Origin of the sequence: Pseudomonas sp. NFACC24-1 (assembly GCF_900115235.1) — a bacterium.
Lineage (GTDB): Bacteria > Pseudomonadota > Gammaproteobacteria > Pseudomonadales > Pseudomonadaceae > Aquipseudomonas > Aquipseudomonas fluorescens_AA.
This window is the reverse complement of record NZ_FOVS01000011.1, coordinates 118,217-132,582: the sequence shown is the minus strand read 5'-3', so window position 1 is coordinate 132,582 and position 14,366 is coordinate 118,217. Positions and strand designations below refer to the sequence as shown.

General features: G+C 63.4%; 12 protein-coding genes. All 12 read right to left on the bottom strand.

Annotated elements, in window-relative coordinates:
* Positions 1 to 19: 19 nt before the first annotated feature.
* A complete protein-coding gene (locus BM317_RS12690; protein ID WP_092166949.1) occupies positions 20 to 691 on the bottom strand; it encodes an SPOR domain-containing protein in 672 nt (223 codons plus the stop codon).
* Positions 675 to 1,982, bottom strand: coding sequence for a bifunctional tetrahydrofolate synthase/dihydrofolate synthase (folC, locus tag BM317_RS12685; RefSeq protein WP_092474472.1), 1,308 nt, complete (start codon positions 1,980 to 1,982; stop codon positions 675 to 677). Before folC ends, BM317_RS12690 begins: the two co-directional genes overlap by 17 nt.
* On the bottom strand, positions 1,979 to 2,899 hold the full coding sequence (gene accD, locus BM317_RS12680; RefSeq protein WP_072407026.1) for an acetyl-CoA carboxylase, carboxyltransferase subunit beta: 921 nt from the start codon (positions 2,897 to 2,899) through the stop codon (positions 1,979 to 1,981). Before accD ends, folC begins: the two co-directional genes overlap by 4 nt.
* Positions 2,900 to 3,164: 265 nt before the next feature.
* On the bottom strand, positions 3,165 to 3,788 hold the full coding sequence (locus BM317_RS12675; protein WP_092166945.1) for a phosphoribosylanthranilate isomerase: 624 nt from the start codon (positions 3,786 to 3,788) through the stop codon (positions 3,165 to 3,167).
* A 63-nt stretch (positions 3,789 to 3,851) separates the two neighbouring features.
* Positions 3,852 to 4,676 carry a tRNA pseudouridine(38-40) synthase TruA gene (truA, locus tag BM317_RS12670; RefSeq protein ID WP_092166943.1) on the bottom strand — a complete coding sequence of 275 codons (825 nt, stop codon included), beginning with the start codon at positions 4,674 to 4,676 and terminating at the stop codon, positions 3,852 to 3,854.
* Between the two features lie 296 nt (positions 4,677 to 4,972).
* Positions 4,973 to 7,570 carry a FimV/HubP family polar landmark protein gene (locus tag BM317_RS12665; RefSeq protein ID WP_092474470.1) on the bottom strand — a complete coding sequence of 866 codons (2,598 nt, stop codon included), beginning with the start codon at positions 7,568 to 7,570 and terminating at the stop codon, positions 4,973 to 4,975.
* A 210-nt stretch (positions 7,571 to 7,780) separates the two neighbouring features.
* A complete protein-coding gene (locus BM317_RS12660; RefSeq protein ID WP_092166939.1) occupies positions 7,781 to 8,791 on the bottom strand; it encodes an aspartate-semialdehyde dehydrogenase in 1,011 nt (336 codons plus the stop codon).
* Positions 8,792 to 9,042: 251 nt separating this feature from the next.
* Positions 9,043 to 10,155 carry an aspartate-semialdehyde dehydrogenase gene (asd, locus tag BM317_RS12655; protein ID WP_024779161.1) on the bottom strand — a complete coding sequence of 371 codons (1,113 nt, stop codon included), beginning with the start codon at positions 10,153 to 10,155 and terminating at the stop codon, positions 9,043 to 9,045.
* Between the two features lie 54 nt (positions 10,156 to 10,209).
* The gene (leuB, locus tag BM317_RS12650; protein WP_060741441.1) at positions 10,210 to 11,292 is read right to left on the bottom strand and encodes a 3-isopropylmalate dehydrogenase; all 1,083 of its coding nucleotides are present in this window, start codon (positions 11,290 to 11,292) and stop codon (positions 10,210 to 10,212) included.
* A 66-nt stretch (positions 11,293 to 11,358) separates the two neighbouring features.
* Positions 11,359 to 12,123 (bottom strand): class I SAM-dependent methyltransferase, encoded by a 765-nt coding sequence (locus BM317_RS12645; protein WP_092474468.1) that lies wholly within the window; start codon positions 12,121 to 12,123, stop codon positions 11,359 to 11,361.
* Between the two features lie 140 nt (positions 12,124 to 12,263).
* Positions 12,264 to 12,908 (bottom strand): 3-isopropylmalate dehydratase small subunit, encoded by a 645-nt coding sequence (gene leuD, locus BM317_RS12640; protein ID WP_092166934.1) that lies wholly within the window; start codon positions 12,906 to 12,908, stop codon positions 12,264 to 12,266.
* An 11-nt stretch (positions 12,909 to 12,919) separates the two neighbouring features.
* Positions 12,920 to 14,338, bottom strand: coding sequence for a 3-isopropylmalate dehydratase large subunit (gene leuC / locus BM317_RS12635; RefSeq protein ID WP_003203866.1), 1,419 nt, complete (start codon positions 14,336 to 14,338; stop codon positions 12,920 to 12,922).
* Between the last annotated feature and the right edge of the window lie 28 nt (positions 14,339 to 14,366).

The window sequence follows — 14,366 nt, the reverse complement described above, 5'->3', positions numbered from 1 at the left end:
CAAATCAGCTAAATCGCCGTCAACCACGCTCTGGCTGGAAGCGCACGACGAACCCCTTGAGGTTTTGCTGGCGGCTGAGCAGGTCACGCAGGCGGTCGGCCTCGGCGCGCTCGATCAGCGGACCGACAAACACTCGATTCTTGCCATCGGCGGAACGGATGTAGGCGTTATAGCCCTGGCTGCGCAAGGTTTTCTGCAAGTTCTCGGCACTTTCGCGACTGGTCAGGCTGGCCAGTTGCACCGACCAACTGACCGACAGGCCATTGGCATCCACACGACTCTGGGTCGTGTCCGGCTTGGCCGGAGCGGCGGTGATCGGCTGGCTCGGGGCCGGCTTGATCGCCGGCGCCGCCGGAACAGGCACGGGGGCGACAGCCGGTTTGCTCGGTGCGGCGGGAGCCGGCGTGGCAGGCGCCGGTGCAATCGGCGCGGAGGGCGCAGCAGGTTGCTCGGCCAGTTCCTCGTCGCTTGGCACCGGTTCCTGAGGCAACGCCTGGGGCTCGGGCACGGCCACCGGCTCGACCTGCACCGGCGGCACCGAAGGCGCCTGGGGCGCGGCTGGGGCGTCGACCGTGACCTGGCGCTGCTCGTCCTGGCGGGAAAACAGCATCGGCAGGAAAATCACCGCCAGGGCCACCAACACCAGGGCCCCGACCATGCGCTGCTTGTACGCCTTATCCAGCAATGCCATCTGCAGCTTCCTCCGTGGAGCGCCGGGCCAACCATTGAAGGGCCTCGGCAACACAAAAAAATGATCCGAACAGCACGATTTCATCATCGGCCGTCGCCAGGGCGCACTGCCCTTCCAGGGCGGCAGCCACACTGGCATAGGCTTGCACTGGAGCACCGTGACGCTGCAAGGCCTCCTGCAGCTCAGCCGCCGTACGCGAGCGCGGCGAATCCAGCGGCGTTACCGCCCAGTGCTGGACACTATCATCCAACGCCTCGACAACGCCATCCAGATCCTTGTCGGCCAGCAGCCCGAACACTGCCAGGCGCCGCCCTGCCACGGGCCACCGCGCCAGGCGCTCGGCCAGGTACTGCGCCGCGTGGGGGTTATGGCCGACGTCCAGCAACAGGTTCAGGCGCTTGCCTTGCCAGTCAAACTGACGGCGGTCGAGGCGACCGACCACACGGGTCGCCTGCAACGCCTGGACGATTTGCCCGGCTTCCCAGGACAAGCCCAGCAACAAGTAGGCCTGGAGCGCCAGCGCAGCGTTTTCCATCGGCAGGTCCAGCAGCGGCAGGTCGCGCAACTCAACCGGATTGCCGTGCAGGTCACTGCCGCGCCATTGCCAATGCTGCTCGGTCATCGCCAGGTCGAAATCCCGACCACGCAGAAAGAACGGGCAGCTCAGTTCGCGAACCTTGTCCAGCAATGGCTGGGGAGGATTGAGATCGCCACACAGCGCAGGCGCGCCCTGGCGGAAAATGCCGGCCTTCTCGAAGGCCACGGATTCGCGGGTATCACCCAGGTAATCGGCATGGTCCACGCCAATGCTGGTGACCAATGCAATGTCGGCATCCACCAGGTTGACCGTATCCAGCCGCCCGCCCAGGCCGACTTCCAACACAACCGCATCGAGACCGGCACGGGCAAACAACCAGAACGCCGCCAGGGTGCCCATCTCGAAATACGTGAGGGTTGTATCGCCTCGCCCGGCTTCCACCGCGGCAAAGGCTTCGCACAGCTGGGCGTCAGTGGCTTCGACGCCATTCACTTGCACCCGCTCGTTGTAGCGCAGCAGGTGCGGCGAGCTGTAGACACCGACGCTCAGCCCTTGGGCCCGCAGCAGCGAGGCCAGGAAGGCGCAGGTCGAACCCTTGCCATTGGTGCCGGTGACAGTGATGACCCGGGGCGCCGGCCTGGCCAGTCCCATGCGGGACGCTACCGTTTGCGAGCGCTCCAGCCCCATGTCGATGGCCGATGGATGCAACTGCTCGAGGTAGGCAAGCCAGTCGCCCAGGGTGCGTTGGGTCATAGCCCGGCAGGCACTGGCGGGACCACGATCGGCTCGACCGGTGCGGCGACGAATGTCGGCGTCGGCAAGCCCATCAGTTGCGCCAGCAGATTGCCCAGGCGCGGACGCAGCTCCTGGCGATGGATGATCATGTCGATGGCGCCATGCTCCAGCAGGAACTCGCTGCGCTGGAAGCCTTCCGGCAGTTTTTCACGCACGGTCTGCTCGATCACACGCGGGCCAGCGAAGCCGATCAGGGCTTTCGGCTCGCCGACGATGACGTCACCCAGCATCGCCAGGCTGGCGGAAACACCGCCGTAGACCGGGTCGGTCAGCACCGAGATGAACGGAATGCCTTCTTCACGCAGACGCGCCAGCACCGCGGAGGTCTTGGCCATCTGCATCAGGGAGATCAGGGCTTCCTGCATCCGCGCACCGCCGGAAGCGGCGAAGCAGATCATCGGGCAACGGTTTTCCAGGGCATGGTTGGCGGCGCGCACGAAACGCTCACCGACGATGGCGCCCATGGAACCGCCCATGAAGGAGAATTCGAAGGCCGAGACCACCACCGGCATGCCCAGCAAGGTGCCGCTCATGGACACCAGGGCGTCTTTTTCACCGGTCTGCTTCTGGGCAGCGGTCAGGCGATCCTTGTATTTCTTGCCGTCGCGGAATTTCAGGCGGTCCACCGGCTCCAGGTCGGCGCCCAGCTCCACGCGGCCTTCTGCGTCCAGGAATATATCGATACGGGCACGCGCGCCGATGCGCATGTGGTGGTTGCACTTGGGGCAAACGTCCAGGGTCTTTTCCAGCTCGGGACGGTACAGCACCGCCTCGCAGGATGGACATTTGTGCCACAGACCTTCAGGCACCGAGCTTTTCTTCACCTCGGAACGCATGATCGAAGGGATCAGTTTGTCTACCAACCAGTTGCTCATGCTTTCTTTCTCCAGTACCGGCGGCCCGAACGCTCTGGTTCGCGGCCCCGCGTATGCCCTTGAGCTAAATTCATTGTGCGGCGAGGGTCGAACGGCCACCACGGTCAGCGCGAAACATGACCTGCGTGCAGCCCAATCCCCTCAGCCATCCCGGCAACCGCTGCACTGCGGTTGCCCCTACGCTATCGGCCCACCCGGAGGCGGTGCCTGCCTGCTTTGTACAGTGCAGGTATGGACGGCGGCAGTCTGCCAGCCGTCACATTGACTACTGGCTGTTGCGAACAGCAGCCATGAACGCACGAATCTTTGCCGGGTCCTTGATGCCCTTGCCCTGCTCCACCCCGCCGCTCACATCCACCGCGTAGGGGCGAACCTGGCGAATGGCCGCGGCGACGTTTTCCGCCGTCAGGCCACCGGCCAGGATGATCGGCTTGCCCAGGTCTTGTGGCACCAGCGACCAGTCGAATGCTTCGCCGGTACCGCCGGGCACGCCCTCCACATAGGTGTCCAGCAAGATGCCGCTGGCACCGGCAAAGGCTGCACAACCGACGGCGATGTCGTCACCGGCCTTGACCCGCAACGCCTTGATGTACGGACGATGCCAGCCTTCGCAATCGACCGGGGTTTCGTCGCCGTGGAACTGCAACAAGCCCAGCGGCACGGCATCGAGGATCTCGCCCAGCTCGCAACGACTGGCATTGACGAACAGCCCCACGGGTGTCACGAACGGCGGCAAGGCCTGAACGATCGCCCGCGCCTGCTGCACCGTCACCGCCCGCGGACTCTTGGCGTAGAACACCAGCCCGATGGCATCGGCCCCGGCCTCGACCGCCGCCAGCGCGTCCTCGACGCGGGTGATCCCGCAAATCTTGCTGCGAACGACGGGCATGGCGGCTAAAACCTCAGGCAAATCCGTGAAAGTCCCGGATGGTAACAAATGCTACGAAGGGCGTCAGCCGTCGAGTTCCGAGAAGCCGGTGAGGAAATGTGGCCCGATGTAACGCTCCGGCAGCTCGAATTCATCGCGATATTCCACCTGCACCAGGTACAGGCCAAACGGATGCGCCGTGACGCCGCCGGAACGGCGGACGCGACTGTCGAGCACCTCCTTGACCCACTCCACCGGCCGCTCGCCGGCGCCAATGGTCATCAGCACGCCGGCAATGTTGCGCACCATGTGATGCAGGAAGGCGCTGGCGCGGATGTCGAGCACGATCATTTTGCCGTGACGGGTCACGCGCAGGTGATGCAGCTCCTTGATCGGCGACTTGGCCTGGCACTGGCCCGCACGGAAAGCGCTGAAATCGTGGACGCCGACCAGGTATTGCGCGGCCTCGGCCATGCGCTCGACGTCCAGCGGGCGGTGGTTCCAGGTGATTTCTTCGTTCAGGTGCGCCGGACGGATCTGATCGTTGTAGATCACGTAGCGATAACGCCGGGCGATGGCCTTGAAGCGGGCATGGAAATGCGCCGGCATCACCTTGGCCCAACTGACGCTGACGTCATGGGGCAGGTTGATGTTGGCGCCCATGACCCAGGCTTTCATCGAGCGTTCGACCTGAGTGTCGAAATGCACCACCTGGCCGCAGGCATGCACGCCGGCATCGGTCCGGCCGGCACAATGCAGCGACACGGGCGAGTCGGCGACTTTGGACAGTGCGTTTTCGAGGGTTTCCTGCACCGTCAATACACCAGACGCCTGGCGCTGCCAGCCACGGTAGCGCGAGCCTTTGTATTCAACGCCCAAGGCGATCCGGAAAAAGCCGTCGGCCGCCATTTCGGCGGCCGGGTTGTCTATGTTTGCCAAGGAATTACAGCCTGCTGAGTACGCAAAGGCGGGCATTATAAGGCCGGCGGGGCGGGATGCCAGTGCAAAGGGTGGTCCTGGGTTGGATCGACGGGCGCCATCGCGAGCAAGCTCGGCTCCCACAGGGATCTGCTCCCACAGAGATCTGGGTGCTATCCCTTGTGGGAGCTGAGCTTACTCGCGATGAGGCCAGCCCAGACACCAAAAATCCCGCTGTAAACAAAAACGGCAGCCTCACCGGCTGCCGTTTCTGTCTAACTGCTGACTCACACCAAACGCGACAACATCTCCTGCGCTTCGCTCTTCTGAGTCGCATCGCCTTCGCTGAGGACTTCGCCTAGGATGTCGCGGGCGCCGTCGTGGTCGCCCATGTCGATGTAGGCCTGGGCCAGATCGAGCTTGGTCGCCACCTCGTCGGTACCACTGAGGAAGTCGAAGTCCGGCTCGTCTTCAGCACCAACCAGGGCATCTTCAGCGGTAAAGGTCGGCTGGGCCAAGCTGTCGGACAGACGATCCAGTTCGGCGTTCACATCGTCCAGCTCGGATTCAAAAGCATCCTTCGGCCGGTCATGGGCATCCATCTCGTCGGCAAGGGACAGATCAAAATCTGCCGGCAGTTCGAGATCGTCGGCCGGCGTATCGTCCAGGGCCGGCGTTTCAGCTGCTGGAAGGTCCAGACCCTTGAGATCGTCACCCAGGTCCAGCAGGAAGTCTTCATCATCGAGCGCCGGGACCGGAGTCGGCGCGTCTGCACCCAGGTCCAGGTCGAATTCCGACAGGTCGTCCAAGCTCTCGTTGGCTTCAGTCTGTTGCTTGAGCACCGACTCGAAACTCAGATCGTCGTCTTCCGGGAAAGCGTCCAGCTCGGCGACAGGCTCCGGCGCTGACGCGACCGGAGTCTCCAGGTCGTCCAGGCTCAGGTCGAAGGCGCTGTCCAGCTCCTCGTCGGTGGGCGATTTGTCCTCCAGCAGGTCCTTGACGTACTGCGCGTCCAGCTCTGCAGCCACTGCCGCCGCGGCCAGGCCGGCGGCGGTAGCGACCACCATGGCCGGGAAACGGCTTTTCAGCTGTTCGACCTGGGCGAAGTTGTCGCCATTGGCCACCAGTTGGCGCTCCTGGGCCACAAAGGCGTCGCGGTCGCCCTGCAGACCGTAAACTTCCATCAACTTCAGGCGCAGGTCACTGCGCTGGGGTTCGGCCTTGATACCCTGCTCGAGCAGGTCAGCAGCCTGATTCAAGCGACCGCGGTCCATATGGGACTGGGCCTGGGGCAGCACGTCGTCGGAGCGATCGGCCGCCGGAGCCACCAATGGCGCGGCGATAGGCGGCGTGACCACCACAGGCGCGACCACCGGGGCCGGCTTGGGTGCTGGCGCAGGAGCCGGCGCGGGTTTTGGCTCAAGCTTTACGCTAGGCGGTGGAACATCAATGCCCTCGAAGCTGCTCGGGGGCAGATCGAACTCCGGGGAGAAGTCAGCCTCCTCCTCGAGGGCCCGGGCCATGCGCAAGTGTTTTTCCGCTTCCTGCTGGGCCTTGCGTCGACGGGCGAGCAACAACAGCAGCAACAGTAAAAGCAGCGCGCCACCGCCAATCAACCCCAACAGGATCGGATTGGTCAGCAGGTCGTTGTATTTTTGCTCGTTGGACGCGGCAGGCGTCGGCTCGACCGGTGTGGCAGGTGGCGCCGCTTCCGGGGTCGCTTCTGGCGCAGGTGCAGGCGCAGTCGTCGGGGCCTGTGCCGCTGGCGCAGGGGTCAGCTCTGCGGACATTGCCGGGGGTGCCTCGCCTACCGGCGGAACCGCGGCACCTTCGGCCTGCATCTTGGCCAGTTGATTGTTCTTCAGCTCGATCAGGCGCTGCAGTTTGTCCAGTTGGCTCTGCAGATCCGCCATGCGGCTTTTCAGCTCTTCGTTGTCCCGGCGAGCCGAATCGAGGCTTTCCTGGGTAACCGCAAGTTTGTTGGTCAGCGCCTGGGCATCGCCAGCAGCGCCCTTGCCCTTGCCGCCCGCTTTCGCCGAGTCGGCCGACACCAGGCTCAAGTTGTCACGCCCGGCGGCCTGTGCCGGTGCGCCTTCGCCACGGCCACGCTTGGTGGCATCCAACTGTTGCTTGCCAGCACCCGCCACGCCGCGACGCCCCGAGCGCCAGGCGGCGTTCTGCGCAGCCACTTCGGCGATGGCCTGGGGTTGCGGCAACGCCGTGCTTTGCACCGGATCCGGCAGGCGCAACACCTGACCGGTCTTGAGCAGGTTGATGTTGCCGTTGATGAACGCGTTCGGGTTCAACGCCTGGATCGCCAGCATGGTTTGCTGGACCGACCCACCGTTGCGCACCTTGGCGGCGATTTCCCACAGGGTATCGCGCGGCGTGGTGGTGTATTGGGAAGGCTTGGTGGCCCCGGTGACCGGCGTGGCCACGACCTGGGGCGGTTTCGCCCGGGCCGCGTCGGCGGCCTGTGGCGAGAATTTGGAGGGATCGAGCAATACACTGTAGTCGCGCAGCAGGCGGCCGTTGGGCCACATCACCTGCACCAGGAACTTGACCATGGGCTCGGACAGCGGTCGGCTGGACGTGACCCGCAGGACACTCTTGCCGTTGGCGTTGATCACCGGGGTGAAGCTCAAGTCATTGAGAAAAGCCTGGCGGTCGACCCCGGCCTTGGCGAAATCGTCGGGCGAGGCCAGGCTCGGCACGACTTCGGCGGCGGTCAGTTGCTGGACGTCGAGCAACTCGATCTCGGCGACCAGGGGCTGGTTCGGCGTCGACTTCAGGGTCAATTCCCCGAGCCCGAGCGCTTGCGCCATACCGGAGGACAGCGCCGAGGCGGCCGCTATTGCTAACACCAGTTTGCGAACTTGAACCATAGCCTCTTCCTTTGTTTGAACATTCCTCGGCCAGCGAGAAGGTATTGATGCCGCTGCCGTAAGGCATTGCGCGCAGCCCCTAAACGACGGTGCGCGCGATCATTTCACTCATGCCCCGGGAAAGTCCCCCAGAGGGATGTTCGCCTTCAGCACTCCGGCCAAGCATAGCGCCCAGCTAGAATCATTCGACAAATTGATGCCAAGTATCTTTTACAGCAAGTCTTTTATCAACAACTCAGCCACCTGCACGGCATTGAGGGCCGCGCCCTTGCGCACGTTATCCGCCGTCAGCCACATATTCAGCTCAGCCGGATCGTCGATCCCCCCGCGCACACGACCAACGTAGACCACATCCTGCCCCACCGCATCACCCACCGCAGTCGGGTAGTCGCCCGCCTCCACCAGTTCGATACCGGGTGCCGCTTCCAAGGCCGCGTTGACCTTGGCCAGGTCGACGGCGTTCGCAGTCTGCACGGTCACGCTAAAGCTATCGCCAAAAAACACCGGGGCTTGAATGCAAGTGACGGAAATCTTTAACAAAGGTTGATTCAGCACCTGGCGCAACTCACGGACCAGACGCTTTTCCAGCGACGTATGGCCCTGCTCGTCCGGAGCGCCAACCTGGGCCAGCAGGTTGAACGCCATCTGCCGGTCAAAGAACTTCGGCTCCAGCGGACGGACGTTGAGCAGCTCGGCGGTCTGGCGCGCCAGCTCGCTCACGGCCACGCGCCCCTGGGCCGACACAGCTAGGCTGGCGGTCAGGCTGATGCGCTGCAGATCGAGGCACTCGCGCAGTGGCGCCAGCACGACCGCCAGGACCGTGGCCGATGCGCTGGGACTGCTGACCTGCAACGGCTTGCCCAAGCCGGCCAGGACCTGGGCATTGGCTTCCGGCACGATCTGCGGCGCCCGCTCGGGCGGCAAGGCCCCGGACAAATCGATCAGCGCGCAGCCCGCCGCAGTGGCCCGCGGGGCGAAACTCAGGGTCACCGCCGGGCCGGCGGCGAAGAACACCAGTTGGACTTTGCTGAAATCGAATTCGTCGACCTCACGCACCCGCACGTTTTTGCCGCGAAACATCACCGAGCTGCCTGCCGATTCGCTGCTGGCCAGCAGGTGCAGGTTGCCGACCGGGAAGTCCCGCTCTTCGAGAATCTGGACGAGGGTTTCGCCGACAGTACCGGTGGCGCCGATCACGGCAATATCAAAGGACTGGCTCATGGGTCTACCTCAGGTAAACGTGGGGAGCGGCACTTTACCGGGTGGTGGGTACGCAGGCAATTGGCTAGGGGAGTTGCAGTGCCTGGGCTGGCCTCATCGCGAGCAAGCTCGCTCCCACATGGGATCTTCAGTGATTGTAAAACCTGTGGGAGCGAGCTTGCTCGCGATGAGGCCAGCCCTGACACACAACCGTCTCCCAATAAAAACCCGCGCCTCTCACAAGGCACGGGTTCTTTCACAACAGCAGTCGATCAACGCTCGAGCAGGATCCGCAGCATGCGGCGCAGCGGTTCGGCCGCGCCCCACAGCAGTTGGTCGCCGACGGTGAAGGCACCGACGAACTGCGAACCCATGTTCAATTTGCGCAAACGGCCCACCGGCACATTCAGGGTGCCGGTGACCTTGGTCGGGCTCAGCTCCTGCATGCTGGTTTCGCGGTTGTTCGGCACCAGTTTGACCCAAGGGTTGTGCTGGCTGATCAGCCCTTCGATGTCGGCGATCGGCACGTCTTTGTTCAGCTTGATGGTCAGCGCCTGGCTGTGGCAGCGCATGGCGCCGATGCGTACGCAGATGCCGTCCACCGGGATCGGGCTCTTGAAGCGACCGAGGATCTTGTTGGTTTCGGCCTGGGCCTTCCACTCTTCCCGGCTCTGGCCGTTGGGCAGTTCCTTGTCGATCCAGGGGATCAGGCTGCCGGCCAGGGGCACGCCAAAGTTCTCGGTCGGATAGGCATCGCTGCGCATCGCCTCGGCGACCTTGCGGTCGATGTCGAGAATGGCGCTGGCCGGATTGGCCAGGTCATCGGCAACAGCGGCGTGGGTAGCACCCATCTGCTTGATCAGCTCACGCATGTTCTGCGCGCCGGCACCGGACGCGGCCTGGTAGGTCATGGCACTCATCCACTCCACCAGACCGGCTTCGAACAGGCCGCCCAAGCCCATCAGCATCAGGCTGACGGTGCAGTTGCCGCCGATGTAGTTCTTGGTGCCCGCGTCCAGCTGCTGGTCGATGACCTTGCGGTTGACCGGGTCGAGGATGATCACCGCGTCGTCCTGCATGCGCAGGCTGGAGGCAGCGTCGATCCAGTAACCCTGCCAGCCGGCTTCACGCAGCTTGGGGAACACTTCACTGGTGTAGTCGCCACCCTGGCAAGTCAGGATCACGTCGAGGGTCTTGAGCTCTTCGATGCTGTAGGCATCCTTGAGCGCACCGGTGTCCTTGCCCACGGACGGGCCCTGGCCACCGACATTGGAAGTGGTGAAAAACACCGGCTCAATGAGATCGAAATCCTGCTCTTCCAGCATTCGCTGCATGAGCACGGAACCGACCATGCCGCGCCAACCGATCAGACCTACACGTTTCATCGCAACTACACCTATACAAAAGTGGGCCACCGTCGAAGCGGTGGGCCCGAAAGATTACAGATTCCGCAGCGCGGCGACTACTGCATCGCCCATTTGCTGCGTACCGACTTTGGTACAACCTTGCGACCAGATATCACCGGTGCGCAAGCCTTGGTCCAGGACCACGCTGACGGCTTTTTCGATCGCGTCGGCGGCATCGTTCAAGTTGAAGCTGTAGCGCAGCATCATCGACACCGACAGGATGGTCGCCAACGGGTTGGCAATGCCCTGCCCGGCGATGTCCGGCGCCGAACCGTGACACGGCTCGTACATGCCCTTGTTGTTGGCGTCCAGGGACGCCGACGGCAGCATGCCGATGGAACCGGTGAGCATCGACGCTTCGTCGGACAGGATATCGCCGAACATGTTGTCGGTGACGATCACGTCGAACTGCTTGGGCGCACGCACCAGTTGCATGGCGGCGTTGTCGACGTACATGTGGCTCAGCTCGATGTCCGGGTAATCCTTGGCCACCTGCTCGACCACTTCACGCCACAATTGGCTGGAAGCCAGCACGTTGGCCTTGTCCACCGAGCACAGCTTCTTGCCCCGCACGCGGGCCATGTCGAAGCCGACCCGGGCGATACGGCGAATTTCGCTTTCGCTGTACGGCAAGGTGTCGTAGGCCTGGCGCTCGCCATTATCCAGCTCACGGGTACCACGTGGGGCGCCGAAGTAGATACCGCCGGTCAGCTCACGGACGATGAGGATGTCCAGGCCCGAGACGATTTCTGGCTTCAGGCTCGACGCATCGGCCAGTTGCGGATAAAGAATCGCCGGCCGCAGGTTGCCGAACAGGCCCAGTTGCGCACGAATCTTCAACAGGCCGCGCTCGGGGCGGATGTCGCGCTCGATCTTGTCCCATTTCGGGCCGCCCACGGCACCCAGCAGCACGGCATCGGCGGCACGGGCACGGTCCAGGGTTTCGTCGGCCAGGGGCACGCCGTGCTTGTCGATGGCGGCGCCGCCGATCACGTCGTGGCTGAGTTCGAAGCCCAGGCCGTACTTGTCGTTCGCCAGTTCCAGGACCTTGACCGCCTCGGCCATGATTTCCGGGCCGATGCCGTCACCTGGGAGAATCAGAATCTGCTTGCTCATGCTTTCCTCGTTTGCTCTGTCGACACGGGCCTGGGTTGCGCACCCAAGGCCTGGCCGGGAAAAATGCTATCGCTCGGCCCACAGCACCAGTACATCTGTACTGAACGAACCATCGGCCTCAATCTCAAAATATTCTCGCACTTCATCGCCCATCGAACGCTGCAGCTGGAGAATCGCGCCGCGCATCACCTCGGGCGTACGCATGCGTTCGACCCAAGAGTGGTACTCCAGGCGCAGGCGCTGGCGCGAGGTGCTGCGGGTATGCAACCCCGCTTCGCTGACCTGGCGCAACCACTCGCCGGCCGAATAATCGCGCACATGGCTGGTGTCACGCAGCACTTCGATGCTTTGCAAGTAGGTGTCCAGCAACGGCGTACCCGGCGACAGGATGTCGATGAACGCCATCATCCCGCCCGGCTTGAGCACCCGTCGTACTTCCCGCAACGCCAGGCCCAGGTCGCTCCAATGATGCGCCGAATAACGGCTGAACACGAAGTCGAACTCAGCGTCGGCGAACGGCAGGCGCTCGGCGGCGCCCCGTACCGTGCTGATGTTGCCCAGGCCACGCTCGGCCGCTGCCGCGGTCACAACATCCAGCATCTGTTGGGACAGATCGTAGGCCACCACTTCACCGGCCAGGGGCGCCACGTGGAAACTCACATGACCGGCGCCACAACCCAGGTCCAGCACACGGGCATCGCCACGACCGGCCAACGCAGCCTGTAGCAGCGCGAACTCAGCACCCTGGGCGTGCACGGCACTGCTCAGATAGGCCGAAGCCTGTTCGCCGAATTGCTTTTGTACAACCTGACTGTGGGCGGTGCTGGTCATGGGATTTCCTTATGGTTTTTTATTGCCTGGGCGGCCCCATCGCGAGCAAGCTCGCTCCCACAGGGGATTTTGGGTGTTCACAAAACACCTTTGGGAGCGGGCTTGCTCGCGATGAAGCCGGTACTGCCTACATCAATCCATCATGCATCGCGAAACAACCAAGGCTGGCTCGCCCGGTGCTTGGCCTCGAACGCGGCAATCGCCTCGCCGTCCTGCAGCGTCAAGCCGATGTCATCCAGGCCGTTGAGCAGGCAGTGCTTGCGGAACGCATCGATCTCGAAACCCAGCACCTTGCCATCGGGACGGGTCACCGTCTGGGCGGCCAGGTCGATCTGCAGTTGATAGCCGGGGTTGGCCTCGACCTGCTGGAACAGCTCATCCACGTCAGCATCGCTGAGGATGATCGGCAGCAAGCCGTTCTTGAAGCTGTTGTTGAAGAAGATGTCGGCGTAGCTCGGCGCGATGATGCTACGGAAGCCGTACTCTTCCAGGGCCCATGGCGCGTGCTCGCGGCTCGAACCGCAGCCGAAGTTCTCCCGGGCCAGCAACACGCTGGCGCCTTGGTAGCGCTCGGCGTTGAGCACGAAATCCTTGTTCAACGGCCGCTTGGAGTTGTCCTGGTACGGCTGGCCGACATCCAGGTAGCGCCATTCGTCGAACAGGTTCGGGCCGAAACCGGTGCGCTTGATGGACTTCAGGAATTGCTTGGGAATGATCTGGTCGGTGTCGACGTTGGCACGATCCAAAGGCGCGACAAGACCGATGTGCTGGGTAAAAGCTTTCATACTGCGCTCCTTCAGATCAATTCGCGGACGTCGACGAAACGGCCGTTGACGGCCGCCGCGGCGGCCATGGCCGGGCTCACCAGGTGCGTACGGCCACCGGCGCCCTGACGGCCTTCGAAGTTACGGTTGGAGGTGGAGGCGCAATGCTCGCCCGACTCCAGGCGGTCAGGGTTCATCGCCAGGCACATCGAGCACCCCGGCTCACGCCATTCGAAACCGGCCTCGAGGAAAATCTTGTCCAGCCCTTCCGCTTCGGCCTGGGCCTTCACCAGGCCCGAACCCGGCACCACGATGGCCTGCTTAATGGTCGAGGCCACCTTGCGGCCCTTGGCGATCACCGCAGCGGCGCGCAGGTCTTCGATCCGCGAGTTGGTGCAGGAGCCGATGAACACGCGATCGAGCTGGATATCGGTGATCGCCTGGTTGGCGCTCAAGCCCATGTACTTCAAGGCACGGACGATGGAGTCGCGCTTGACCAGGTCCATTTCCTTGGCCGGATCCGGTACGTTCTGGTCCACGGCCAAGACCATTTCCGGGGAGGTACCCCAGCTGACTTGCGGCTTGATCTGCGTCGCGTCGAGCTCGACCACCGTGTCGAACTTGGCATCGGCATCGGAGACCAGGTCTTTCCAGGCCTCGACCGCCATGTCCCATTCCGCGCCTTTGGGCGAGAACGGACGGCCCTTGACGTACTCCACGGTTTTTTCATCGGCGGCCACCAGGCCGACGCGGGCACCGGCCTCGATGGACATGTTGCAAATGGTCATGCGGCCTTCGACGGACAAGTCGCGGATCGCGCTGCCGGCAAACTCGATGGCATGGCCGTTACCGCCGGCGGTGCCGATCTTGCCGATCACGGCCAGGACGATGTCCTTGGCAGTCACGCCGAACGGCAACTTGCCTTCGACGCGCACCAGCATGTTTTTCATTTTCTTGGCCACCAGGCACTGGGTGGCGAGCACGTGCTCGACCTCGGACGTGCCGATGCCATGGGCCAGGGCGCCGAAAGCACCGTGGGTCGAGGTGTGCGAGTCGCCGCAGACCACGGTCATGCCAGGCAAGGTCGCGCCCTGCTCCGGGCCGATGACGTGGACGATGCCTTGGCGCACATCGTTCATCTTGAATTCGACGATGCCGTATTCGTCACAGTTATCGTCGAGGGTCTGGACCTGCAGGCGCGAGACCTGGTCGGCAATGGCTTCGATGCCGCCCTTGCGCTCCGGCGTGGTCGGTACGTTGTGGTCCGGGGTCGCGATATTGGCATCGATGCGCCACGGCTTGCGCCCGGCCAGGCGCAGGCCTTCGAAGGCTTGCGGCGACGTCACTTCGTGAATGATGTGACGGTCGATGTAGATCAGCGCCGAGCCATCGTCGCGCTGCTTGACCAAATGCGAATCCCAGAGCTTGTCGTAGAGCGTTTTGCCGGCCATCAGACGGTTTCCTCATCAGCTTGTTTCT